General features: G+C 50.6%; 31 protein-coding genes. 22 read left to right on the top strand and 9 right to left on the bottom strand.

What is annotated here, in order from left to right; all coding sequences use genetic code 11:
• The first annotated feature begins 6 nt into the window (after window positions 1-6).
• The 8 genes from Q4501_RS18520 to Q4501_RS11995 all read left to right on the top strand — a co-directional run bounded on the left by Q4501_RS18520 (window position 7) and on the right by Q4501_RS11995 (window position 4,353).
• Complete coding sequence (locus Q4501_RS18520; RefSeq protein ID WP_368497717.1) at window positions 7-171, top strand: hypothetical protein; 165 nt, start codon at window positions 7-9, stop codon at window positions 169-171.
• 242 nt (window positions 172-413) lie between these two features.
• On the top strand, window positions 414-1,142 hold the full coding sequence (locus Q4501_RS12025; RefSeq protein ID WP_303596479.1) for a UvrD-helicase domain-containing protein: 729 nt from the start codon (window positions 414-416) through the stop codon (window positions 1,140-1,142).
• 81 nt (window positions 1,143-1,223) lie between these two features.
• The gene (maoP, locus tag Q4501_RS12020; protein ID WP_303596478.1) at window positions 1,224-1,574 is read left to right on the top strand and encodes a DUF413 domain-containing protein; all 351 of its coding nucleotides are present in this window, start codon (window positions 1,224-1,226) and stop codon (window positions 1,572-1,574) included.
• A 293-nt stretch (window positions 1,575-1,867) separates the two neighbouring features.
• Window positions 1,868-2,347 carry a hypothetical protein gene (locus Q4501_RS12015; RefSeq protein WP_303596477.1) on the top strand — a complete coding sequence of 160 codons (480 nt, stop codon included), beginning with the start codon at window positions 1,868-1,870 and terminating at the stop codon, window positions 2,345-2,347.
• A gap of 246 nt (window positions 2,348-2,593) precedes the next feature.
• On the top strand, window positions 2,594-3,274 hold the full coding sequence (locus Q4501_RS12010; RefSeq protein WP_303596476.1) for a cold shock and DUF1294 domain-containing protein: 681 nt from the start codon (window positions 2,594-2,596) through the stop codon (window positions 3,272-3,274).
• Between the two features lie 201 nt (window positions 3,275-3,475).
• Window positions 3,476-3,598, top strand: coding sequence for a hypothetical protein (locus Q4501_RS12005; RefSeq protein WP_303596475.1), 123 nt, complete (start codon window positions 3,476-3,478; stop codon window positions 3,596-3,598).
• 37 nt (window positions 3,599-3,635) lie between these two features.
• On the top strand, window positions 3,636-3,869 hold the full coding sequence (locus Q4501_RS12000; RefSeq protein ID WP_303596474.1) for a hypothetical protein: 234 nt from the start codon (window positions 3,636-3,638) through the stop codon (window positions 3,867-3,869).
• A 100-nt stretch (window positions 3,870-3,969) separates the two neighbouring features.
• Complete coding sequence (locus tag Q4501_RS11995; protein WP_303596473.1) at window positions 3,970-4,353, top strand: hypothetical protein; 384 nt, start codon at window positions 3,970-3,972, stop codon at window positions 4,351-4,353.
• A gap of 102 nt (window positions 4,354-4,455) precedes the next feature.
• On the opposite strand, the gene Q4501_RS11990 is transcribed toward Q4501_RS11995, so the two are convergent.
• Together Q4501_RS11990 and Q4501_RS11985 are read right to left on the bottom strand one after the other, a co-directional pair.
• A complete protein-coding gene (locus Q4501_RS11990; protein WP_303596472.1) occupies window positions 4,456-4,779 on the bottom strand; it encodes a thioredoxin family protein in 324 nt (107 codons plus the stop codon).
• Between the two features lie 21 nt (window positions 4,780-4,800).
• On the bottom strand, window positions 4,801-5,481 hold the full coding sequence (locus Q4501_RS11985; RefSeq protein WP_303596471.1) for an arginine N-succinyltransferase: 681 nt from the start codon (window positions 5,479-5,481) through the stop codon (window positions 4,801-4,803).
• A gap of 345 nt (window positions 5,482-5,826) precedes the next feature.
• Between Q4501_RS11985 and Q4501_RS11980 the strand changes: the two genes are divergently transcribed.
• Window positions 5,827-6,309: a DUF4174 domain-containing protein gene (locus Q4501_RS11980; protein ID WP_303596470.1), complete on the top strand. Its 483-nt coding sequence runs from the start codon at window positions 5,827-5,829 to the stop codon at window positions 6,307-6,309.
• Here Q4501_RS11980 and Q4501_RS11975 read toward each other — a convergent pair.
• Window positions 6,288-6,740 carry an META domain-containing protein gene (locus tag Q4501_RS11975; protein WP_303596469.1) on the bottom strand — a complete coding sequence of 151 codons (453 nt, stop codon included), beginning with the start codon at window positions 6,738-6,740 and terminating at the stop codon, window positions 6,288-6,290. The two genes, Q4501_RS11980 and Q4501_RS11975, sit on opposite strands and share 22 nt — an antisense overlap.
• A 204-nt stretch (window positions 6,741-6,944) precedes the next feature.
• Between Q4501_RS11975 and Q4501_RS11970 the strand changes: the two genes are divergently transcribed.
• Window positions 6,945-7,835, top strand: a complete 891-nt coding sequence (locus Q4501_RS11970) for a dienelactone hydrolase family protein (RefSeq protein WP_303596468.1) — start codon at window positions 6,945-6,947, stop codon at window positions 7,833-7,835.
• Here the strand turns inward: Q4501_RS11970 and Q4501_RS11965 are convergent.
• Window positions 7,827-8,390 carry a nucleoside 2-deoxyribosyltransferase gene (locus tag Q4501_RS11965; protein ID WP_303596467.1) on the bottom strand — a complete coding sequence of 188 codons (564 nt, stop codon included), beginning with the start codon at window positions 8,388-8,390 and terminating at the stop codon, window positions 7,827-7,829. The genes Q4501_RS11970 and Q4501_RS11965 overlap by 9 nt on opposite strands.
• A 527-nt stretch (window positions 8,391-8,917) precedes the next feature.
• Between Q4501_RS11965 and Q4501_RS11960 the strand changes: the two genes are divergently transcribed.
• The 4 genes from Q4501_RS11960 (at window position 8,918) to Q4501_RS11945 (ending at window position 12,382) form a co-directional block, all read left to right on the top strand.
• Entirely contained in the window at window positions 8,918-10,369 is a 1,452-nt protein-coding gene (locus Q4501_RS11960) for an NCS1 family nucleobase:cation symporter-1 (RefSeq protein WP_303596466.1), read from the top strand.
• Window positions 10,370-10,411: 42 nt separating this feature from the next.
• On the top strand, window positions 10,412-11,260 hold the full coding sequence (locus Q4501_RS11955) for a bifunctional allantoicase/(S)-ureidoglycine aminohydrolase (RefSeq protein WP_303596465.1): 849 nt from the start codon (window positions 10,412-10,414) through the stop codon (window positions 11,258-11,260).
• 120 nt (window positions 11,261-11,380) lie between these two features.
• On the top strand, window positions 11,381-11,950 hold the full coding sequence (locus tag Q4501_RS11950) for a DJ-1/PfpI family protein (RefSeq protein WP_303596464.1): 570 nt from the start codon (window positions 11,381-11,383) through the stop codon (window positions 11,948-11,950).
• A gap of 51 nt (window positions 11,951-12,001) precedes the next feature.
• Complete coding sequence (locus Q4501_RS11945) at window positions 12,002-12,382, top strand: ribbon-helix-helix domain-containing protein (protein ID WP_303596463.1); 381 nt, start codon at window positions 12,002-12,004, stop codon at window positions 12,380-12,382.
• Window positions 12,383-12,447: 65 nt separating this feature from the next.
• Here Q4501_RS11945 and Q4501_RS11940 read toward each other — a convergent pair whose 3' ends face one another.
• The gene (locus Q4501_RS11940) at window positions 12,448-12,996 is read right to left on the bottom strand and encodes a hypothetical protein (RefSeq protein WP_303596462.1); all 549 of its coding nucleotides are present in this window, start codon (window positions 12,994-12,996) and stop codon (window positions 12,448-12,450) included.
• A 152-nt stretch (window positions 12,997-13,148) separates the two neighbouring features.
• On the opposite strand from Q4501_RS11940, the gene Q4501_RS11935 reads away from it, so the two are divergent.
• The 4 genes from Q4501_RS11935 to Q4501_RS11920 all read left to right on the top strand — a co-directional run bounded on the left by Q4501_RS11935 (window position 13,149) and on the right by Q4501_RS11920 (window position 15,162).
• On the top strand, window positions 13,149-13,619 hold the full coding sequence (locus tag Q4501_RS11935; protein ID WP_303596829.1) for a hypothetical protein: 471 nt from the start codon (window positions 13,149-13,151) through the stop codon (window positions 13,617-13,619).
• Window positions 13,620-13,666: 47 nt separating this feature from the next.
• The gene (locus Q4501_RS11930) at window positions 13,667-14,227 is read left to right on the top strand and encodes a hypothetical protein (RefSeq protein WP_303596461.1); all 561 of its coding nucleotides are present in this window, start codon (window positions 13,667-13,669) and stop codon (window positions 14,225-14,227) included.
• A 146-nt stretch (window positions 14,228-14,373) separates the two neighbouring features.
• A complete protein-coding gene (gene thpR, locus Q4501_RS11925; RefSeq protein WP_303596460.1) occupies window positions 14,374-14,934 on the top strand; it encodes an RNA 2',3'-cyclic phosphodiesterase in 561 nt (186 codons plus the stop codon).
• 60 nt (window positions 14,935-14,994) lie between these two features.
• Window positions 14,995-15,162, top strand: a complete 168-nt coding sequence (locus tag Q4501_RS11920) for a hypothetical protein (protein WP_303596459.1) — start codon at window positions 14,995-14,997, stop codon at window positions 15,160-15,162.
• A gap of 71 nt (window positions 15,163-15,233) precedes the next feature.
• On the opposite strand, the gene Q4501_RS11915 is transcribed toward Q4501_RS11920, so the two are convergent.
• The 3 genes from Q4501_RS11915 to Q4501_RS11905 all read right to left on the bottom strand — a co-directional run bounded on the left by Q4501_RS11915 (window position 15,234) and on the right by Q4501_RS11905 (window position 17,230).
• Window positions 15,234-15,980 carry an ADP-ribosylglycohydrolase family protein gene (locus Q4501_RS11915; RefSeq protein ID WP_303596458.1) on the bottom strand — a complete coding sequence of 249 codons (747 nt, stop codon included), beginning with the start codon at window positions 15,978-15,980 and terminating at the stop codon, window positions 15,234-15,236.
• Window positions 15,981-16,316, bottom strand: a complete 336-nt coding sequence (locus tag Q4501_RS11910; protein ID WP_303596457.1) for a co-chaperone YbbN — start codon at window positions 16,314-16,316, stop codon at window positions 15,981-15,983.
• Window positions 16,317-16,426: 110 nt separating this feature from the next.
• Entirely contained in the window at window positions 16,427-17,230 is an 804-nt protein-coding gene (locus Q4501_RS11905; protein ID WP_303596456.1) for a DUF3750 domain-containing protein, read from the bottom strand.
• A gap of 284 nt (window positions 17,231-17,514) precedes the next feature.
• Here Q4501_RS11905 and Q4501_RS11900 point away from each other — a divergent pair, with 284 nt between their 5' ends.
• Window positions 17,515-18,240 carry an ABC transporter substrate-binding protein gene (locus Q4501_RS11900; RefSeq protein ID WP_303596828.1) on the top strand — a complete coding sequence of 242 codons (726 nt, stop codon included), beginning with the start codon at window positions 17,515-17,517 and terminating at the stop codon, window positions 18,238-18,240.
• A gap of 370 nt (window positions 18,241-18,610) precedes the next feature.
• A complete protein-coding gene (locus Q4501_RS11895; RefSeq protein ID WP_303596455.1) occupies window positions 18,611-19,873 on the top strand; it encodes a dicarboxylate/amino acid:cation symporter in 1,263 nt (420 codons plus the stop codon).
• A 76-nt stretch (window positions 19,874-19,949) separates the two neighbouring features.
• Here the strand turns inward: Q4501_RS11895 and Q4501_RS11890 are convergent, their stop codons facing one another.
• Window positions 19,950-20,252 (bottom strand): hypothetical protein, encoded by a 303-nt coding sequence (locus Q4501_RS11890; RefSeq protein ID WP_303596454.1) that lies wholly within the window; start codon window positions 20,250-20,252, stop codon window positions 19,950-19,952.
• A gap of 210 nt (window positions 20,253-20,462) precedes the next feature.
• Here Q4501_RS11890 and Q4501_RS11885 point away from each other — a divergent pair, with 210 nt between their 5' ends.
• Together Q4501_RS11885 and Q4501_RS11880 are read left to right on the top strand one after the other, a co-directional pair.
• Window positions 20,463-21,074, top strand: a complete 612-nt coding sequence (locus tag Q4501_RS11885) for a 2'-5' RNA ligase family protein (protein ID WP_303596453.1) — start codon at window positions 20,463-20,465, stop codon at window positions 21,072-21,074.
• A gap of 65 nt (window positions 21,075-21,139) precedes the next feature.
• Complete coding sequence (locus tag Q4501_RS11880) at window positions 21,140-23,326, top strand: EAL domain-containing protein (protein WP_303596452.1); 2,187 nt, start codon at window positions 21,140-21,142, stop codon at window positions 23,324-23,326.
• Window positions 23,327-23,365: the final 39 nt, after the last annotated feature.

The following is a 23,365-nucleotide window of genomic DNA, read 5'->3' as shown; positions in this document are numbered from 1 at the left end:
AAGGTTGTGATTGCAGCCGCCGGAGCGGGAAAAACACATAGAATAATATCCGAAGCCGGAGATTATGCAAATCAGGGAGATAAGGTTCTAGTAGTAACATATACTGAAAGCAACCAAAAAGAGCTGGTATCGCGATTCTCATTACTAAATCTAGATAACGATAAATTGTAGTCAAAGGGCTGTTTAGCTTTCTACTTGAGGATATTGTAAGGCCTTATCAACAGTGTGCATTTGACGGACGTATTGAAACTATAAACTTTAACAGTAATGGTGATCCTCATAAGAGGAATGGAAGGACTATACCAGGTAGAAAAGAGCTTCTAGCTTGCGGGAGTTTCAATCCAGACTACTACCTTACCAAGTGCAGAAAAAAAGCACACACGACTTATCTATCAAAGCTCGCTAGTAAAATAATGGAGTTGAAGGAGAAAGAAATACTAGATCGTTTGGGTGGGATTTATAAGCATATATATTTTGATGAGGTGCAGGATCTAGTTGGCTGGGATTATGAAATACTCAAAGCCCTTAGTAAATCCAAGTCCTTTCTGATAACTTGTGTGGGAGATTTTAGGCAAACGATTTATGACACCTCTGTAGCGTCAAAAGGCCCAAAATCTAGCGAACAAAAGCTGGGCAAATTTAGAAATATGAAATTTGACGAGGAATATCTAGCAGTTAGCAGAAGATCTGTGCAAAGTATTTGTGATTATGCCGACAAAGTTCATTCTTACGAAGGTTATAAGAAAACAATTTCTACTGTTGCCGAAATTCCAGAGCATTTTAGTGCCCATGTTGGCGTGTTTTGTGTAAGTGAATCGAATGCAATAGCTTATATCAATGAGCATAAGCCTGTACTTTTAAGGCATGGTATTAGCTCGGGAAAAACCTTCAATGAAGTCAGTATTAGAAAGATTAATTTTGGTAAGTCAAAGGGGCTAGGGTTTGATCGGACTATAATAGTTCCTACAAAGCCCTATATTAAGTATATTCTAGGAGACTGCGCTGTATTTGATGGTGATAAATCAGAAGAGTCTAAAAATAAGTTATATGTGGCAATAACTAGGGCAAGGTACAGCGTGGCATTTATCCTTCCTGACAAACAAGTTTCAAAATGTGATTTGCCTGAATGGAAAAAAGGTTAACAAGCGTATGTTGTCGGACTGGTTTTCCGCTGCGCTCCAAACTAGCCGTAAATGCGGGCGTTATGTTTTTTGGGGTGATCAGTGGCTTCAGCAGAGCACATAAAATATAGGAAAATGGAGTTCCGGCCCAATGTGCCCGATACGCTCTTCTCTGAGGTCGAGATTGAGCTGCTCATCAATTACGGCTCGTGGCTTGCAGCGCTCATGCGTGGCGCAATTTATCCTGAAACACCTGCCCAAGAGCGATTCGTAGAGGTTTGTAACGGATATAAGGAGCCGGAAAGTCAGTTCGAAAAAGTCTGGGCTAAATATATTAAGCGCAAGATCTGGGAGTCAGAAAATCCAGGCTACGTGGGTAAGAAAGAGGCAGATTTGCTGCTGAATTTGGGAATCACTGGTCGTGGTTGGGGCGTTTACGGCCACTTCAAGTAAAAACATAACAAGGCAAGGGGCGCCTTTTTCGTTGAGGCTGCGCCTCCGCCGGGAAAACCGTGACAGATTTATTTTTGAACCGACATAGGACGTTGAGCAATGAAATGGGCTTTCATCGACTACGAAAATGTAGGTAATCTCGGCAAGGTCAATCTCTCAGAGTATGAGCGCGTCATCGTGTTCCCGCCAAATTTCTGAAGCTGTCTGATACAGGTGTTGAATACCTGGCTTGATTATTCGGCCCTCAACTATGGTTTATTTTGGAGTATGGAATTTTGGACCCGGTGAGTTTTGTGTTTTCCGCTTACCTCAACACCGTGCAATCAACGGTATCGAATCATTTCAATGAAACCAGAAACCTTGAGGTTACCCCCGTGGTTATCGAATACGAGGGGGTATCGGTTTCGTACCAGCATCAGCTTTGGAAGGTGCGCTCTGAGAGTGTTTGTGCCAATCATCAGCACAACCTCAGTCAGTTTTCCAGATGCACTGCTACGGCTGCCCGGCTGTTCAATGCGCTGTGTTCGCAATTGAGAGCGTCAGGGGCAGGCGACTGGCAACAGGCGAAAATCCAGAATATGTACTGCAATGCAGCTGTCTCTTTCAAACCAACGGTTGCCAATATAGGTTCCGCACCAACGCCTGATCCGTTGGATGAGGCGCGTCAGGCCTGCAATGCGGCGACGGTTGCCGCTATGGGCAATAGCGATCCCAGGTTGGCGAGGGAGCGCGATAAGTCCTGTGAGAGTTATCGTGAGTTGAAGGAACAATAGGGAAACTGGATCAGGTCTGTTTTCCAGCCTTGGCAGGGCTTGTAATCCGTTACAAGAATCCTGAGGCATCGAACCGAAGACTGGCTTATGTTCCACGCTGGGTTGATTCAGGATTGCAAAACTAGGATGTCTGAGAAATGGATTTGAGACCGGCTTTCCAGCCCCTTATTACTGCACTTTATTGTTTGTTAGCTTTTACCACCATTGCAGGCCCGATCAAATGCCCCTGGTTCGAGGAGAAGTGAATTGAATCAGAAAGGATTTCTCACTGTCTGGGATGATGCCAAGGGGTTTGGGTTTATTACTCCGGAAGCCGGTGGTGAGCGGGTTTTTGCGCATATCAGCAGTTATGCAGGCCGAGGGCGACCGGTTCCTGATCGCAAAGTGACGTACAGCATCTCGAAGGATGACCGGGGCCGGCTGAGGGCTGGGCGGTTTCAGTATGCGGGAGCAGCAAAGGTTGGCGCCAGTATCGCTCCGGGAGTCTGGGTGGCGGCTGTTGTTGTACTTGCGTTTTTCACCGCTCTGGCAGGTCTGTTTCATCGGGGGTATATGCCTGTTTCTATCCCGGCTGCTTATGGCGGGGTGAGTCTGCTGTTGTTTGTGATGTACTGGATTGATAAGCGGGCGGCTCAACGGGGAGCACAGCGCACGCCCGAGAATAGGCTGCACTTCTTTGAACTCTGTTGTGGCTGGCCTGGTGCACTTATGGCGCAACAGGTTTTTCGGCATAAAACGCGAAAGGTGAGCTATCAGTTCGTTTTCTGGCTGGCGGTTCTCGCGAATCTGGGCGCTCTTGGCTGGCTGCTTGTTGCCCCGGAAGCGGCCGGTTTGCGGCAGCAATTAGACTTTGATTTGTTGAATTCTTTGCGGCCACCTGACCCGATTATTTCAACCATCAGACAAATCGGAGCCCCAAGTGATTAAGCCGAGTTGTTACAGCTGTCGGAAAAAGTTCGAGCCATCCGAGCTCAGGATCTCTTACTCGAAAAACTACTGTGAGGGCTGCGGCGTTGGGCTGTTTGGTGAGGACTATTTCAGTTTCACTGCCAAGCCTGCCCCAACTATCCGGAAGAACCTGGCTGTCCATTTTGCAGTGCTTCTTTTCGGGGTTTCTGGCTTGTTGCTATGGTTTTTGACTGGCAGGTCGTAAGCGCTCAAAAGCGGGACAAGTCTGGTTTCAAATCTGGCAAGGGTGTCGGCCGGATCGATGCCATGCTGATCCGCATTCGTGAGATGCGCACAGATTGAGCGAATCTGATCGGTAACCACTGAACGAGAAACTGTTATGAAACTGATCCTTTTGCTCGCCGCTGTATTGGTGGTTGGTCTGTTGGTGACTCAGCAACTGAACAAAGGTAAAGAGGCCAACGCTGAGCGGGCTGCGGAAATGAGGGCCGACAATGCGCCAAAGGTTCCGACGAAGCCGGGCGATGTGCCGAAGTTTGAAGAGAACATGAAGAAGTTTATGGAGGATGAGGCGGCCAGGCAGGCGGAAAAGATTGACCAGGCCACGCAGTAAAGGCGGGCAACTCGAGCCACTACCAACAGCATCTCTGGGTTTCCGTGGATCAAATTCGGAGAAGGTTTTTCTAGAACCTCGTTAAACATAGGACGAGATAGTGTTGAGAAAACTGTTTGAAGAAAAGGTGTACGTAAAGGTTTCGCGGAACCGCTTTGAGATTATGAAGGTATCCGGCAAGCCTGTTGTCGAAATTGTTTGTGCTCCGGAACCGTTCAGCACATCCCGCCTGTTGATCGGGGAATTCGTAAGGGCCGAGCATGAATTGCTCAATGGCATAAAAAAGGTGCTTCCTAAAAAACTCATAAAACGGAGCCCGGCTGTACTAATGCACCCTATCGAAATGACGGAAGGGGGGCTGTCTGAAGTTGAGGTAAAAGTGCTTCGGGAAGTTGCCTTTGGGGCTGGTGCTCATAGGGTCGAGCTTTGGGAAGGGGAAGAGCTATCTCCTCAACAGGCTCTTGAAAAACTGGAGAATGTATAACCAGCGAAAACCTGGACCGATTTATTTTTGGGAAAACCGGGCCAGATTTATTATCCAGTTTCCGTATTGTTCCTGGCAGGCCAGCAATTGCCGGCACCGGCCTTAGTGAGTTTTTAGCAGTGCATCTTCGATGTCGTTGCTGTCTTCCGGGCGGACGACCCGCGCTATTTCTTTACCATCCTTCAAAAAAATCAGAGTCGGCCAGAGCTTAACGCCAAACGTCCGCCCTAATCTGCGGCCTTTGCCATCCTCAACCTTCACATGCGGAATGTCTGGGTAATTGTCCATTGCCGCCTTGATGTTCGCCTGAGCACCCTGGCAGATCCCGCACCAGTTGGTGCCGAATTCGATCACCATTGGGCCAGTGCTCTGGTCCAGCTCATCACGGCTCAGGGTTTCGGGTGTATATCGGCTGGTGTACGACATGATGCCTCCTTGTTGTGTTGTCTATTCCTTCAGCCGGACAAGCAACCGGCCATCCTCAACCTGGATATAATCCACCCCCGCTGCAAAGGATTGCCAAAATCCTTCGTTGGCACCGAATTCGTTAACCAGGTCCACATTCTTGAGGTTACCCAGCCAGGCATTCGGAATGGGCACGCCCATGAGGCTGACGCCCCTTAACTTTACCAGGGGGCGACCGTTGGCAAAGGAGAGCTCTACGCCAGCATTTACTCGTAGAGTTCTGCCGCCGAGTACAGGGAAACCTTCGTCAAGAGGCACCAGAAGCAGTGCGCTCAGAAGATCGTCCGACAGATCGACGGCGAGCCTCTGAGCCAGATCGGTGTTATTGGCCAGCATGCCGTTGAGTTCCCGCTCGCTGAAACGTACCTCCCGGCTGGCGCCTTCCTCACTGTAGGGCTCCGGCTGCAACGGGCGGCCGGATTCGACGCCTCGGGTATCAATGCCGAGAGTATTCAGTTTGTTGTTGAGTGAATCCTGTTCGCTGGCATTCAGGGTTACGGGTTCGAAGTTCTCAGGAAACACATAGTGGCTTAACCACCAGTAACCAGCGCCCACGGTGGCAACGATGGTGAGCAGCACAATGCCAAAGACATGCAAGCCACTGAAGCCCTTCTTTTCGGGCGGCGGCGTTGATGCTGTTTTATCCTCGGTAGTTTTATTCATTGCCAATGATACCTGATCGCAGTTTGAATCCACTTCGTTGGGTCCGTGGAGCAGTCGGCTCGTCTCCCGCCGAGGATGGTTTGCATAGGTTTGGTTTCTTGGGTTGCTCAAGTGCAGTTTATACGGGGTGGAATGATTATCCCAACCGTAGGAGCCTTCGAAAATCGGGACAGATGTATTTTCGCGCAAAATGCCAGAGCCTGGCGTTCCTGCATCCTCGTTTGTAGCAATAGCTCTAGAATAGCGAGCTCTCCAACAGGTGTGAGAGATTCCTTGTGGCCGTTCGTATGATCAGGTGGGTACAGACTCTCGTATTTTTTGGGCGAACGATGACGGGGCAAAGAAATGAGTCTCAATTTTTTCGTTACTAAGATCAAAACCATTCTTGCGGTGATGCTTTCGCTGATTCCACTGACTGCTCACGGGGCTGACATGGACAGGTTGAACGACTACCGGTGGAAAAACCGACTCATTCTGGTGCAAGCAGCCAGTGAAAATGGCGGTGAGATTGAAACGCTCAGGGGTGTCCGGGCCAAAGTGGATGACCGTGATATTGTCTGGTTTGTAAGTACTGGTTCGGGTGTGGTTTCGAATCAGCAATCTGTTTCGAGCAGCCTCAAGAGTGACGTGAAGGCTATGCTGGAAGAGTCGCGTTCGGATGGCCAGGTCCTGTTGATAGGCAAGGACGGCGGCATCAAAAGCCGGGACTCCTATCTCGACCTTGACGCTATTTTCCGCCGTATCGACGCCATGCCGATGCGCGCTCGCGAGATGCGCACCGGCGAGTTCACGCGTACCCGCCCAAACTACGGCTTAGGTGACGATTGAAAAGCGCGGATAGTTTCTCCTTCGGGGGTGCTCAACAGCAATTCGCCGTGATCGCCAAAGCGCGCCTGGTTTACATTCATGAGCAGTTTCAAAAAAGATTGTTCCTGATTCATCAGCGCCGGCGCACAGGCCATTCGGGTAGAGGCCATATTTTCGCCAACGGTAAATTCGGATCCATTGAGTTGGTATTCACCGCTGTAACGATTGCAGGATGAGCTACCCCCTACCTTATTGCCTTCCATGAACACGATGCTGACACGAGAGCTGTCGATAATGCCTTTGCCGCTTATATCGTCCACAACCCACTCGCCGCCACGAATCAGGTTTTCCGTTGTCACATCTTTATCGGTGGCCCCGGGTGTATTTGCACAGGCACTTAGAAAAATTGCGAAGCTGACTGCGCTAACGGCTAAAAATTTTTTTAATTTCATTTGAATACTCACTCTCTGGATGAACTGGATGGCGCCATATTATCTCGTTGGCCAGGCTTTTTTCCGGTTTCTTGCCAAACCGTCATGCGCCCATATCGGTGCAGGCCTGCTGAATCAACCAGTACACAGCACGAAAACTGCCAGTTTTAGTGTTGTTACGCTATGGTACAAAGTCAGTAAGTGTTTAAAAACCGAGGATCAGTTATGAATACGCCAACGTCAGATCATATCCCTCAGGAAGCATTCGATTGGTATGATGAATATGCACATGGTTTGATTGATCGACGCACTTTTATGCGAAAGCTCAGTGGGTTAGCTGTTCTTGGCTTTTCTCTCAGTGTATTAACCTCCGCCTTATTGCCTGATTATGCCCTCGCAGAGCAGGTATCGTTTAATGATGAAGATATAAAGGCAACATACGAAGAATTTGACTCGCCTGATGGACATGGTAAAGGCCGAGGTTATCTCGTTGTTCCGAGAAATGTGGAGGGTAAGCTTCCTGTTGTATTGGTGATACACGAAAACCGGGGCTTGAACCCTTATGTCGAAGATGTGGCAAGACGACTTGCTAAAGTGGGTTTTATAGCCTTTGCGCCGGATGCGTTATTTCCTTTAGGGGGGTATCCGGGTAACGACGATGAAGGCCGAGCAATGCAAAAAACGATGGACAGGGCGAAAATACAAAATGATTTCGTAGCCGCTGCACATTATTTAAAGTCGCACCCTGATAGCAATGGAAAATTAGGCGCTGTTGGCTTTTGCTTTGGTGGTTATGTTGTAAATTACCTGGCGGCGGTTGATCCAGGCCTTCTGAGCGCCGGCGTGCCGTTTTATGGTACGCCTGCAAGCGAAAACTTACGTAAGAATATTGAAGCACCGCTCATGATACAACTGGGTGAATTGGATAAACGCGTTAATGATACATGGCCTGAGTACGAGCAAGATTTAAAAGCGAATAATGTGGAATACACAATGTACATGTATAAGGGGGCTAACCATGGTTTTCATAATGACTCGACCGCCCGATATGATGAAGAAAACGCAGAGCTTGCATGGCAACGTACCATTGAGTTTTTTAATGAAAAATTAACTTAACCGGAAGTGACCATGACAGGTAAGCGCCTGAACGCAGCGGTGAAACAGCTCTGCTGAGAAAAACGGGTGCTCGCCTGGTTGCTCAGCCACAAAGAGTTGCCCGCCGGATTCGTGGATGCCGCCCTCAATCATCAGGTTATCACTCAGCTCGAAGTCCTCGATTGTATGGTCCATGTCGTCCAGTCCGGTTGCACCTGCGCGTTCCCGGTAGTGCCGGCTATCCAGGGTGAATCCGTATGCAGGTTTGCCCTGGCCGATCATGTAACCCACCTCATAGACGGTACCCGGGTCAGCGCTGATACCACGAAACGGTGTCAGGTTGGCGATGATGGCATCGCAGCTGTCCATCAGTTCACGGTTGGCCCTGTAGATTCTATGCCCGCAATCAGCTTTTGCCTCGCCATCTGAAAACACCAACTCGGTATCCAGTGGGTCTACGCCTTCAAACCCGTATTCCCCAAGGAGGCGTTTTTTCTCGGCTACGATGAACTGATGTTCGCCGGCGGGAAAGAAAACTTCAGGGCCAGCGAGGTAGATTCGTTTTGGCTTTGCCATAAGGGCCTCTTAAGGCTGGTTGTATGTAATTGCACAGGTCCAGTTTCTAGTCTGAATGCTAATGGCTTTCCATGAAAGACCAGGCTATGGCTTCGCTTTCCTTATGGATGTTGTGACTCAAACGCGAGAAAGCCAGACTCCAGCAAAATGTTCATGATCGGCAACGTGAGCCCGGTTGCTAAGGTTAAGTTGAAGAATGGAGCGTGGACGGTTGTTACCACCGATAAGAAATTATCGGCTCAGAGCTCTTTATGCTCCACTTTAGTGCTTAGTGCCGCCCGGCATTGATCTTTTCGCCCTATTTTATTCGGAGAAGTAAACGTAGCTATATCGGACCGCCGTCGGCCGGGGCTCTCCCCATATCGTCGCGGAGGGCGCTACGTCGCAGTGTTCTGGCTGTTGTGATTTCGGCGGTTGTCTAACTATGCCTGAGAATGGATGCGGATTTGTCATGGTCCGTATCTTGCTGATGCCTGAGGTTTGTGCAGTAACCCTGTACGGGTACCACTTAATCTCAGGAGATTGGCATGCAACCAGCCAGCGATACCGTCGTCAGTGAAAGTGAAAACACTCTGCGCCCCATTACCGCCAGGGAAAAAACGTGGGGCTCGTTTGCAATATTCAACGTGTGGGCAAACGACATTCAGTCTTTGTTTGGCTACACCCTGGTCGCATCGCTATTTATTTCATTTGGCGTGAGTGGATGGACTGCATTTACTGCTTTGATCGCGGCCGGCCTGTTTGTCATGTACATGGTTAATTTGTCCGGGGCAGCAGGGGAGCGCTACGGTATTTCCTACCCGGTATTCGCCCGCGCCAGTATGGGTACGGCGGGGGCCAAGTTGCCTGCGGTTCTGCGCGCAGTCGTCGCTGTGTTCTGGTACGGCGCGCAAGTCTACTTTGCCTCAACCGCGTTAGCGTTGTTGATCAAGTCCATTACAGGCGCCGAGTCCGAGGTGATATTTCTTGGTTTAAGCGGCGTCGACTGGGTGGCCTTCCTGTTCGTATGGGCGTTTCACATTATTATTTTCTGGCGCGGTATGAACTGGGTTGAAGGTTTTTTGAACCTGGCAGGCCCGTTTGTGTACTTGGTTATGATTGGCTTGTTGATCGTGCTCTGGAGCAAATCAGACGGACAACTACTATCTGCCGCACAAACGATTTTTGCGAACCCCGAAGGGACATGGAAGACCGAGGCGGCAGGTTTTGTTGCCATCTTTGGCACCATGGTGGCTTATTTTGCAGCGGTGATGATCAACTTCAGTGACTTCTCCCGCTATGCAAAAAACAAACAGGCCATGGTCAAGGGCAATTTCTGGGGGCTGCCGATGAACATGATTCTGTTCTCCGCTTTGGCCTTGCTTACGACGGCGGGCGCCGCGGTTGTTTATGGTGAAGCCATCATCAACCCCACTGCTATTGTGGAGCGTTCAGACAGTGTGTTCCTGGGCATAATCGCAGCCATCACTTTCTTTGCCGCGACGGTTGGCATCAACCTGGTTGCTAACTTTATTCCTGCAGTTAACGGCATTGCCAATCTGTCGCCATCTACCATCAGCTTTCGTAAGGCCGGCTTGATCACATCCGCGTTTGCCCTGGTTATTGGCGGGTTGTGGACTGCAGTGATCAGCCAGATAGGTATTGCTGGCTTTGTAAACACGCTGGGCGCAACCCTGGCTCCGTTGTTTGGTATTTTGATTGTTGATTACTACGTAGTGCGTAAACAGGAGCTTAGCCGCGATGACCTTTACAACATGGAGGCGGGCCAGTATCACTACAACAAAGGTTGGCACGACAACGCAGTTATTGCATTTGTAGTGGGTGGAGCATTCTCCGTAGCGGCGGTGTGGGTGCCTGTGTTGAGCGACTTGTCTGGGTACGCCTGGATTATTGGCGCTGTACTGGGCGGTTTTACTTACTACGTTCGTACCAAAAAAATACGATGCAGTTCCGGTTCAGTAGGCATAGCCCGCTGCTGAGTGGAACCCCATCCAGCTTAAGTTTTTCTTGAAGGGGCCATCATGGACCAGAGTTCGAATACACCGAAAACCTATTACGCGCCCACGGGCGGGCACCCGCCTCAAACGCAACTGCTGACAGACCGAGCGGTGTTCACCGAGGCCTATGCAGTGATTCCCAAGGGTGTGATGCGAGACATAGTCACCAGCCATCTGCCATTCTGGACAGGTACGCGTTTGTGGGTGCTGTCGCGGCCACTGACCGGTTTTTCTGAAACTTTCTCCCAGTACATTATGGAAGTGCAGCCGGGTGGTGGTAGCGACAAACCGGAAACCGATCCGGGCGCTGAGGGTGTGTTGTTTATCGTTGAGGGTGAGCTGACACTCACTCTGAGCGGCGAAGAGCACAACATGCAGCCGGGTGGCTACGCATTCATTCCGCCGGGCAGCGACTGGACACTGCACAACAACTCGGGCGAGACGGTGCGCTTTCACTGGATTCGTAAGGCCTACGAGAAGGTAGAAGGCGTTGATGTTCCTGAAGCGTTCGTAACCAATGAAACGCTGATTGACCCACTGGTCATGCCCGATACTAATGGCTGCTGGAGCACTACGCGGTTTGTGGATATGCAGGATATGAGGCACGACATGCATGTGAATATCGTCAACTTTATGCCCGGTGGCGTGATTCCCTTTGCTGAAACCCATGTGATGGAGCATGGACTGTATGTGCTCGAAGGCAAGGCCATGTATCTGCTCAACAAAGATTGGGTGGAAGTAGAGGCTGGCGATTACATGTGGCTGCGAGCCTTTTGCCCGCAGGCTTGCTACGCCGGCGGGCCGGGCCCGTTTCGCTATTTGCTTTACAAGGATGTGAACCGGCACATGAAGCTGCCAACCTACGGTCGCTAAGTGGAGGAGCAAGCCCATATCTTTGGCTGAGAAGGCCTGTAGTAGTCCCTTAATACCCGCTCCACTATCCCCCCTGCTACTGTTTTCGGACTTGGCAAAAACAAGATTAAGGAGATAGCCATGAGCGGGAAAAAGATTTTGATGATTACCGGTGATTTCACCGAAGATTACGAAACCATGGTGCCGTTCCAGGCACTGCAAGCCGTCGGCCACACGGTTCATGCCGTTTGCCCGGACAAAAAAGCGGGCGATACCGTTGCTACGGCCATCCATGACTTCGAGGGCGACCAGACTTATACAGAAAAGCCGGGCCATCGATTTGCTCTGAATGGGGATTTCGACGGGCTGAACCCGGCGAACTACGACGCACTGGTGGTGCCCGGCGGTCGCGCACCCGAGTACCTGCGCCTGAACAAGGATGTGCTGAATCTGGTGCGCCATTTCTTCGAAACCAACAAACCGGTGGCGGCGATCTGCCACGGTGCCCAGTTGCTGGCCGCAGCGGGGGTGCTGGAGGGCCGAAAATGCTCAGCCTATCCGGCCTGCCAACCGGAAGTAGAGCTGGCCGGCGGCACCTTTGCCGGTATCGAGGTTGATCAGGCTGTAACCGATGCTAATCTGGTAACAGCGCCTGCATGGCCCGCTCATCCGGCCTGGTTGGCGCAGTTCTTCAAATTACTGGATCAATAACGCGGCAGGGGCCGATATGATCGGCCCCTCAACGCTTCCAGCGAGGTCGCCATGTGCAAGCTTTTTATTAACGCCGATCCGGAGCTTTGGATCAGTCGGACTCATTCTCTGCGTATTGATGGCATGGTGACCAGTGTGCGGATGGAAAACGCTTTCTGGCAGGTGCTGGCAGAGCTGGCTGAACGGGACGGCATGAACCTGCCACAGATGATTACCCGGCTTTACCACGAATCCATTGATGCCGGCCACGACCTCGGCAACTTCACTTCCTTCCTGCGGGTTTGTGCACTCCGCTATCTTGAGCTGCAGCTAAGCGGCGACGTCCCGAGGGATACGCGAATACCGATTGCCTCACTGGATGCCGACCGCATTCTCGCCGGCAAACCCGGTGAGCCGGCAGTACCCGAAGTGGTAACGAAAGTAAGACACTGAAGTGAAGCATCAAGTCACGAAACCGCGAAACCGGGACAGATCTGTCCCGGTTGAGATCAATAAACCTAGTTCAGTCGATAGAATGGGCGATTATAGTTGAGACTGGTTGGCCGCACATCTGGTGAACTGCCTGATTCTATTCCTGCATAGAGAACATTGTTATTGATGTAAACAACATCGTATTCGTAGATTTCGAAGTCGGCACCATTGAACTGGGTAACGTGTATATTGAGTTCCGTAGCGGTGACGCCATCACCTAGCAATATATTTTCACCCAGTGAGAAGTCACCTGATGCGACAGGGTTCGGAGCGTCCTGAAACGGGGTCGTGCAACCGCTATCGGTATAGTTCTCGATACTTGTGGTGTACCTGCCTCCGGTGAAGGATACGGTTACGATATCGTAGTGCGATTCGCCATCAACGTTTCCGCATTGCTTCTTCCAGGAGCCCTCAAGTGCTGTGATCTGGTCTCCTGGCGTTACGCTCCCGTTGTCTTCGCCTTCCCCAGGCGACCCTGTCTCTTCGTTGACTGACTCCAGGTTGCTTCCATTGCCACCACCTCCGCAGCCAACCACTAATGCTGAAACGAGGGTGCACACTAAAATCCTTTTCATACTTGCATTTCCTAATAATATTATATTTTGGGCTTCTGTTATATCATTATTGCATAAGGCGCAGGGCCGCGACAGGCCTGGCGCGTTCCTCTTCTGGAGTCAGCGCAGATGCTGGCTATAATGGTTTTCTTTTAAGAGTTACAACCAAAGTGATGCCTATTCAAAAGAATCCAGCGGTCTTGTTTCAGTGCACTCTTGTGAATACGTTCAGGGTGTTGACGCTTCTATTGCTGTCGTTAATCGCCGGCTGCACGAATATCGCCAAAGACGTCTCCCGAACCATCCACCCGATGCCGACTTCTACTCTGAGCACAAGTTCGTTGTTATCCGTCGGCAGTGAGTTTTTCGCCGGGGAGGGCTATCAGTGCGTTATCCGCGATGACCACAGCGCGCTTCGTTGCACCAAAGAACTTCGCGATCTCTATATTCATCAGACCCAAGCCGAGGTGCAGATTTATCCCGGCGACGGTAACGTGTACCCGCATACTCTGGTTACGTCGCGATGGGATGAAGGGCTGATCCCGGGCGAGTTGATTTCCAGTGAGTTTACCAATCCTGATGTGAAGGCGTTTTGTGAGTATCTGACGGCACAATCGCTGGGAAGCTGCCGGGCAATCTTCTAGAAAAACGGCCCTGGCGCGCATGTAATATATTTTCACGAAGGAAAAAAATGGCAACTTACTTCATTTTTACCAGGAAGCAACGTTCTTCAGCGTTGCTGCTTGTTTTCAATGCTGGGCTGACATTCCTTCTATACGTGGCAGCACACAAATACCTCCCTGATTTAACGAGTGATAAAAGTGCGCTAACGCAGCTCTTTGACGTTCTTGATATCGCCATTTGGGTTGTTGAGGCTATTTTGCTTGGTTTGGCACTGTGGTTCTGGCTTGAAAATAAGCAAATCAGGGTTTGTGTCACGCCAACCATGCTGTCCTATTTTGACCCTACCTTCGGTGATGTGAGCTGGCAGGTCAAAGTTTCTGACATTACGGAATTAAAGCAAGTAAGTGATACAACGCAAGAGTTTATTTCAAACTTGATAGTGCTCAAAAACGGGGAGAAGAAGCAACTGATGTACGGGAATTATCGTGGGTTTGATCGACGCGCTTTTTTCGACGCGCTCGTATTAGCCAACCCGAACATCATTGTTCCTGAAAGTACATATAGCTACAAAATACAAAGGCCATCATGGGCCAAGCGCATTCGGAAAAAATTTGGGCTAGATGAGTAATCTTTGACGAATACAAGAGCGCCCGTTGAGAGGTAATCCCTCCTTTTCTCGCAATAAATATAGGCTGTTACCCGCTTCGTAAATTCATCTCAGGCAAGCTTTTCAAGCTAAGGCTGGATTGCCTGACATACTGGATGCTCCAAATTATGCCTAGACTCTTCTTCGGATTGGAGATACCCGTTCAGATCAAAGCCCGCCTGTCGAAGGTCAGGGCAGAGGTGTCCGCTGCCAAATGGCAAAGTGTTGAGCAGATGCACATCACCTTGTTGTTCCTTGGCGACGTTGATGAAGGTCGTCTATCAGCGGTGTGCGAGGCTGCCCGCCGCAACCCCCAGGCGCCTTTTGAACTCAGTGTCGCGGGGTTAGGTTGTTTCGGCCAGCCTTGCGCTCCCCGAAATCTCTGGGCGGCAATCCAGCCGGAGGCTCCCGTTGTCAGCCTCCATAATGCGATTAAAGAGCAAATGGAACGCCTTGGATTAATAACGGAAAGCCGGGCATTTCTCCCCCATATCACCCTTTCCCGATTCAAACGTCAGCCTGGTTCGGTTGAAGGCTTGCTGGCCGAGTATGGCGAGAAGGCTTTCGGGTCGTTTCAGGTGGATCAGTTTGTGCTTTTTGAAAGCGAGCAGAGTGCTGATGGTTCTGTATACACAGTGGTTGATCGCTTTCCTTTAAGCCCCATTGGCGAGGAGTTACAAAACTCCTGAGGCACCGAATCAAAGACTGATTTATGTTTCACGTCAGATTGCTTCAAGGGGGGAAGTGAATTGAATCAGAAAGGATTTCTCACTGCATGGAACGACGCCAAAGGGCTTGGTTTCATTGCGCCTGAGGGCGGGGTTGCTTTGGCCGGCAGTCATCTTGCTCTTGATCGTCTATTCGTGGGAATTGTGGCAATTGTTCAGGTCTCAGATCATCGTTCAGGACTGGAATAATCGGATTTATCGGGACTTGTTATCTCGATTATTTGCACCTAAAGCCTAGTTCCGCCGAGCCCACAAATCGACTATCCGGCTGCAGCCGCAGCACTGATCAGCGCAGCAATCTCCCGGCCAATCGCCTCATGATCCATTAACTGATCAAACCAGCGGGCGGCCACGTCATCACTGATCAGCCCCAATATCGCTCCAATCACCATGCCCCGATGAACGTTGTCGCCGCCCAGGTTGGTGTTTACCCGCAGCGCTAACCAGGGATCACTGCGGTATTTGTAAGCCAGGTACAAAACAATCGGCCAGGAGTCTGAGATGTAGCACGCGGGTGAGTAAATCCGGCCCACCACCTGGTTGTCCGGCAGGTTTCGTTTCACCAATGCCGCAACATCCAGGCCTGTTGCACCTTTACCGGCTTCCGACAGCAGCGCCTTGACGCCTTCTTCGTCTGCCCCTTCCATAAGGCCGCAAAGAAGGCTTACATAGCGATCACAGACCTGCATCAAGCTTTCATCCGGGTGCGTCAGTGCCAGGTGTTCCCGGCAAAGAGACTGTATGTCGGGCACTTCCGTACCTCGGAGCCGCTCTGAGAACACCAGTGGGGCAATTGTTACCAGACCACCGACTGACGCCGTGTCGTGGGTGTTCATGGCGCATTGTTCGGGCGGCCGGCCTTTTGCAAGATTGGCGAAGAATCCACGATGGTAGGATTCAGCATAAGTGTCTGGATGCTCCGGGGGATCTGCGGTCATAAAACCGATGTAGGCTGGCATCCAGGTAGATACGATCGCAGGCTGGTTGTGGTTCTGGTGGTGAACCATTCAGTCATCATTGAGGTGGTGATAGGGCCTTTCCAGTGCGGTACGAACCTCTCCGATGGAAAAAACTCTGGCAAACTCCGCGAAACGCTGGCCGTTAAACCATAGCTGTACGACCGGAAGAGAAAAAATGCCGCGAGCTGCGCACAATTGTCCGCCGCTTTCCTGGCAATCAATGTAGGCTGTTACCAGCATCGGGAATTCCCCACTGGCAAGCTTTTCAAGCTGAGGCTTGATTGCCTGGCATACGCCGCAGTGGGGGCCTCCGAATAGGATCAGGACGGCCGGGTGTGTTTGCAGTAATTCTGACAATGCCTCTTCTGAACAAACAGTTATCACAAGGTTGCTCCCGCTTTCTGGGCGCGACCAATCATGCCCAGACTGTTCTCAAGCTTGGAAATTCTCACTCAGTTTAAAGCCCGCCTATCGCAGGCGTGCGGGAGTGACCGCTAATTTGCATCTGAAACCTGTTCGATAGCCGGTGCTGTTTGCCAAGTGGATCGATCCATCCAGGGGTCGCGCAAGCCAAGGTGCCCGATCCCTGGCAATTTGACGGCCAAAGAGAGAGGGTCGACACCGATATTGAGGCCGAGGATATTCAGCTCAACACCTTCCCGCATGCTCGCCATAATGCCGAAATACCCATTCAGGGAGAACTGGTAGCCCGAACCGGAGGGTGCTTTCGCAAACACTCCTTCATCGAGATAGTCTTTCCCGATAGCAATATTGGGCAGCGCGACGTCCAGTTCGGGTACCTGGCGGATTACCCAGGCTACAAAGGTGTTGCTGTTGGGCCCGGGCCAGGCTGTGTATTCATTCGCGAAGGGGTAGTCGTCGATAGCTTTCTGGATATTGATGATGGCGGCCTCTGCTTTCTCACCACGGAGATCTGCCAGTAACATCGGCGGGTTGCCATACCAGGCGGTGTCCGGCTCACCGGGGCGGGACCGCACCGGCTTATAACCCCAGCCAGTGACATCATGAACCTCGTAGGTGGATGCCCCGCGCGCCTTGGTCGCAATCCAGGTATGGACCGCAAAATTGCCGCGCCAATTATAAGCTCGGGCACCATAAACCTGCACAATGGCTTCCTCGGTCTCGCCGGGTAGCGGCGCAATACCCGCGCTGGAGCGATCGGCGTCACGCCAACTCTGGCCAGACTGGCTACTACAGGCCGCAATCAATGCGGGGCCTGCCAGCAGAACCAACAAAAATATGGTGGTTCTGATGAGCCATTGAAGGGGTTTAGTCATTCAGGAGGTACCTCTAACTGCATGCATTGGTTGGTGGTCAAAACCCAACCAGTATACGTATCATCTAATCTCAAGTATCAATGTGAAGTCTGCCTTTGAGGGTGCGGGTTACGCCTATGTGAAAAATAAAGGCAGCACTCTTTTCATGGTCATATGGGGGATTGCCGGCGAAAACCTGTTACTTTAAATCAGTTCATTTTGAAAAGGTGCGCTTCTTGTTTCAACTTCATTCAAGTACCGATAGCCGTTTATTTCACCTCTTGGTGCTGCTTTTTTTGTTGTTAATGGCCGCAGGCTCGAAGGCAACAGAAAGCCTTGATATCAGGGTGGGCAACTTCTATCCCAACTATTACAAAAACTCAGAGAAACAATGGGAAGGCCTTGACGTCGAGATGGCTGTCGCTCTGGTGGAGCGCGCGGGATTCACCCCTAATGTCGTTGAAATTCCGTGGTCACGGGCTTTGATCATGGCCAGGCAGGGGCAGGTAGACGTGCTGGTAAATGTAAATATCACCGAAGAACGCTCCGAATACCTGCATTGGATTGGTCCAGAGCGATACACCCAGATGAGCCTGGTTGTGACGAGGGAGAATGCTGCGCTGCCGATCAGTTCTCTTGACGATCTGGTTGCGCAGTGTCAATCACTTGGCCTGAAATTTGGTATTCAGCCAGATGTCGCTTACGGCGATGAGTTTGCTGAAAGGCTGAGAAGCGACGATGCATTCAAGGCCTGCGCTGAAGAGTTGGTCGGCCCCCAGAACGACGACAAGGTATTGCTGGGCCGGCTGCTTGGCTACTTCGATGAACCGTTGGACATCCTGGCTGAAAGAAGGCGCAACCCGGATTACGGTCTGGTGGTTCACCCTTTTACTGTGATTAAAGAACCCGTGTTCTTTGGGGTCAGCAAGGCGTCGGTAACGGCTGATGAATTAAAGCGCTTGCTAGTGGCCTATCAGTCATTGGTCGCAGATGGTTCTCTGGAAGCCATTGACAGAAAATGGGCCTTTTAACCAGAAAGCTGTGCCGGCATTTTGTAGAGTTTCCAGTTCCACTCGATAACTACAGGCTGTACCTGTTTTGAACGTTGATTTGTCGATGTGGCGGTGGACGTGAGCGAGGCATTCCTCACCTGCTGAGACGGATCCTTCATATTCATATAGCCTTCATGTATAGCCTTTTTTTGCACCAGCTCTCCCGAGCTCCCGTAGCACAAGGCTTTCGGCTGACTAACCCGATGTTATCAGCAACCTTATCCAAAGCTTTTGTGAGTAACGTACGTGGGAATACCGGTTTACCCATAGGCCGCTGCTGACCAGAATCCCCCTCCTTAGATATTTGAACGCTTGCTCATTAACGGGCCTGGGTGTAACGGGAGCCTCCATGAAATCTGTGCTTGATGTGTATCTGAAGACTTCTTTGGTGCTGCGTATTGGTATTGCGCTGGTTCTTGGTTTGGTTGTCGGCCTTGTAGGCGGACCGGTGGTGGCTGAATGGCTGAACCCTTTTGGTGAGCTGCTGCTCAAGTTATTGAAGTTTCTGATCGTGCCGATTGTTCTGTTTACCCTGATGGTGGGCATCAATCAGGCCGATCTTTCCAGTATGGGGCGTGTGGGCCGGAAACTGCTGGGTTTCTATGTGCTGACCTCGGCTCTGGCTATTGCGGTAGGGTTGGGTGTGGCTTCCTTATTTGAACCCGGCAGCGGGCTGGAGTTAACGTCTTCGGCCAGTGTTGAAGTGCCGGAGAATCCTGGCTTTGTTCAGGTGCTTCTGAACATTGTTCCCGCCAATATTGTTGAGGCATTTGCCCAACCGAACCTTCTGGGAATTATTTTTACCGCGATTGTGTTTGGCATTGCCTTGCTGAAACTGCGGGAATCAGACACCCACGGTGAAGCAGGAGCCAAGGTGTATGACGTGGTCTCTGGCCTGAACGATGTCACGATGAAGGTGATGGCAGGAGTTCTGCAGTATGTTCCGATTGGTGTGTTCGCGATTGTAGCCACTACCGCAGGTGAGCAGGGCATGGCCACGATACTGGCCTTGGGGGACATGGTCATGGTGTTGTATATCGCTCTGGCGGTACAGCTGGCGGTGTACGCGGTTCTTATGCGTCTCAATGGTGTTGGCCTGGCGGACTTTATTCGTGAGGCCCGTGCTCCGGTTGCCACGGCCTTTGCTACCCAGAGCAGCTCCGGAACCCTGCCTCTGACGCTGAACGCAGCCCGTCGAATGGGTATTCCTCAGCGTATCTTTGGTTTCAGCTTGCCACTGGGCGCCACCATCAATATGGATGGGGCTGGTATCCGCATTGCCATTTCCGCAGTCTTTGCCGCCAATGTGGTAGGGGTGCCCCTGGACTTTGTCACCATGCTGGAAATTGTGCTGATCGGTACCCTCGCCTCTATAGGTACTGCCGGAGTGCCGGGCGCGGGTATTGTCATGATTGCGACCGTGTTTGCGCAGGTAGGCCTGCCCATCGAAACCGTTGCTCTATTGGTCTCTATTGATGCCCTTGTGGGTATGGGGGCCACGGCTATGAACGTAACCGGAGACCTGGCGTGTACCTCAGTGATAGCCCGTTCCGAACAGAAGCATGGTTCGGTGGTGGAAAGCTCGGCGGTGCCGGATAAACAGCTGGCCTAGCGTGCTCTCCTGAGACACCGGCAGGCCTTTATTGGTTCAGTCCGAAAAAGGCCTGATTCTGATGACGAACTAGTGGTTACTGCTCGTCCATATCTTCTTTTTTATGTTTGCCCGAATGGTCGCCCTTTTTCGGACCAGCTTTGTCTTTTTTGTCTTTTTTGTCAGTTCTGCCCGTGGTGTCAGCTGCATTGTATTTGGACTTGGTGGACCCTTGATGTAGCTCAGAGTTCTGGTTTTGGGGTTCAGCATGGTGGCCCATGTCCTGTTCTCCCAAATCCTGATTCGCGTCACTGCCTTCTTCGGCAAGCAATACCGCTGAACCCAGGGCTATGCCCGGTGTGATCAAAGCATAAAACGCGAGTGCATGGAGCTTTTTCATAAAATCCTCCTTTGAATACGATGTTTCATGCGGATAAAACATTTCGCCTGAGAGACTGATCGCTGTCTCTCACAATGGCGCTATGTCGCTAATGAGACTGAACCGCCATAAAATACAGTGTGCCGGATAACCTTTTCATTTAAGACCAGGATGTTGTGCTTATCAACTTCGGGAAACCGGGGTAGCGTGCCACGTTGAGCGATCCATACTATGTTTTCCGACTTTTTAGCCCTTGAAGCTACTTGCCCAGCCGAGCTGCGGGATTTCCGTGAGTGGCATAAAGGAGCCCCTCATTTCGGGTTCTGGGCAATCGAAGTAACAAACCCGGCCTGCCTGAATAAAGTAGAGGCGTGTCAGAAGCATTTGTCCGACAAACTGCACGCAGGCTATGCACGACAGCCCCACATTACCTTGGCGTTGGCAGGCCTGCTTTCGGAGAAGCAAGTCCATCAGAATTTGGTATTGAGGCAAGTTGATCAGCTAGAGAAACGTTCGTTCAGAGCATTTCCCTTACAGTTATCCGGCTGCAACAGCTTTGCTATCTGCCCTTACATTCAAGTTCACGACCCTTTGGGTAATCTGGCATCCATACGCGAGTGCCTGGGTAGTGCTGCTAACGTTGACAACCAACGTGTTTACACCCCGCACGTCACTCTGGGATTCTATAATGAAGCTTACAGGCCGGCCGACATAGTGGGATCGATTTCTGAGCTCAGCTCACACGATATCGATTTTACGGTTCACGAAATCGTCTTTGCTCAATACGAAACCAGAGACGTGCAAGGCCCCTATCAGGTCCTGCATCGCGTCAAATTGGGCTGAACAGCTCCGTTTGCCACTGGAAAAGAGTTACAAAAATCCTGAGGCATCGAATCAAAGATTGATTTATGTTCAATGTTAGTTTCAAGATTCTAGACATGGGCAGTAGATTAATGGGCGATTCACCTCAATCACAACTGGATGCTGAGCGAGAAAAAAACAGGTTGCTGTCTGACATCGTTAACGCCATACCAGAGCCTATCCTGGCTAAAAACTGGGAAGGCAACTTTGTTTTCGCAAACAGCTACGTGGCAAAGCTATACGGCACCACCCCAGAGGAAATGATTGGTAAAGAAGACTCCTTTTTTACTGGTAATAAGGAGCAGGGCAGGTTTTTTAAAGAAAACGTTCAGAGCGTGATGCGGCGCTTCGAGCCCGAAACGGTTTATGAGGACTCGACTGATAGCAATACAGGCGAGGTTCGCCATTACCAGTCGCTGAAAATCCCATTCAAGAACAGTAACGGTGAGCCGAACGTTGCTGTTATTGCTCGAGACATTACTGAAATAACCGAATTAAAGAATCTGGCCGAGTTTAACTCCAAGCGGTTGGAGCTGGTTTTGTCTGTTTCCCGAGAAGGAATGTGGGACTGGAACACAGAGACCAATGTGGTGCTTTTCAGTAAAGGTTGGGAAAGAATTACCGGAATTAACCGTTCGAGAGGTTCGTTCTCGTATTTCATGTCTCGCATTGTTGAGGACGACAAACAGCGTGTTGCCGATGCTCTTGAGGCGTTATTGGAAAAGAATACCCCATATGAAATTGAGTTCAGGTTTAATCGCCCCGATGGAGAAGTCATATGGCTTTGGGATCGTGGAAGTATTGTTGAGTACGATGAGGAAGGTAAGCCGTTGCTGCTGGCAGGGATTGTTCAGGATGTTACGCAGCAAAAAATTAACCAATCCGAAATAGAGTCATTGGCTTTTTATGATTCTCTAACCAGTCTGCCAAATCGCGCACTATTGAACGACAGGTTAGGTCTTGCTCTTGATCGTTGTAAGCGTTCCGGGAAGTGCGGTGCAGTATTATTTTTAGATCTGGATAACTTCAAATACCTGAATGATACCTATGGGCATCAAGCGGGTGATGATTTACTGATGGTTCTGGGGGGGCGGCTTAACTCACTGGTTCGTGGGGATGATACGGTTGCCAGGTTCGGCGGTGATGAGTTTGTCATTGTTCTTAATGAGTTGGATGTTGACCCTCGGAATGCGGCTGCTCAAGCCAAGCTGATTGCTAAGGATATTCGCTCAGAGATTGGCAAAAACATAAGTATAACGCTGAACGAAAACCGCCCTCCGATTAACTACGCTATTACAGCAAGTATTGGGATCACTATTTTTGAACCTGGTTTGAAAGAGGCCTCTGAATTGCTGCAGTTAGCAGATTTGGCACTGTATCAGGCCAAGAGTAAAGGCAAGGATGATTCCGCAATATTTGATCCGGTCATACAGGAAGAAATTGACAAGACTGCGCGGTTAGAGAAAGAGTTGTGGGCCTCGTTGGCTCAGGGCGATTTCGTTTTGCACTATCAACCTCAATATGATGAAAATCTCAGCCTTGTCTCTGCCGAGGCTCTGATCCGTTGGGCTCACCCTGAGCGGGGTCTGCTGAGCCCGAGTGATTTTATGGCTGTTGTCGAAGGGACGAATCTAATTTCACCGATCGGTGACTGGGTACTGGCTGAAGCTTGCAGGCAGCTAAAAGAGTGGCAATCTGACTCGCGATATCAACATTTGCGCATGTCGATCAACATTAGTGCGAAGCAGGTTTGGTCTGGGGATTTCGTGACGAATGTGAAAAGGATTGTTTCTGAGTCGGGTATTGATCGCTCTATGTTGAAGCTGGAAATCACTGAAACCGTTTTGCTGGGCGACACCAAGGAAATAATTGAAAAGCTGAATGAGTTGGTAGATTTCGGGTTATCGTTTTCGCTGGATGATTTCGGTACGGGCTATTCATCGCTGAATTATCTGAAGCATCTACCCATCAACGAACTGAAGGTTGACCACTCTTTTACGCGCGACTTGCTTGATGATGAAATGGATTTGGTTATGGTTAAATCTATCATCGCAATGGGCAAGAATTTCGGTATCAGTGTTGTGGCGGAAGGTGTGGAAAAAGGGCCTCACCTGGAAGTTCTCAAAGGGCTTGGCTGTGACCTTTATCAAGGGAACTATTTCAGTCGCCCTGTTCCAGTTTCAGAGTTTACAGGGCTTGTTGACGGCAAGGTGCGGGCTCATCAGGAACCCTAGCTTACCAGTGAGTGCTGGAGTCAGTGGCGCTGCTGGTTA

This window comes from Marinobacter sp. 2_MG-2023, assembly GCF_030546935.1.
Classification (GTDB): domain Bacteria; phylum Pseudomonadota; class Gammaproteobacteria; order Pseudomonadales; family Oleiphilaceae; genus Marinobacter.
The sequence above is the reverse complement of the archived record's forward strand: the minus strand, read 5'-3'. Positions and strand labels throughout refer to the sequence as shown.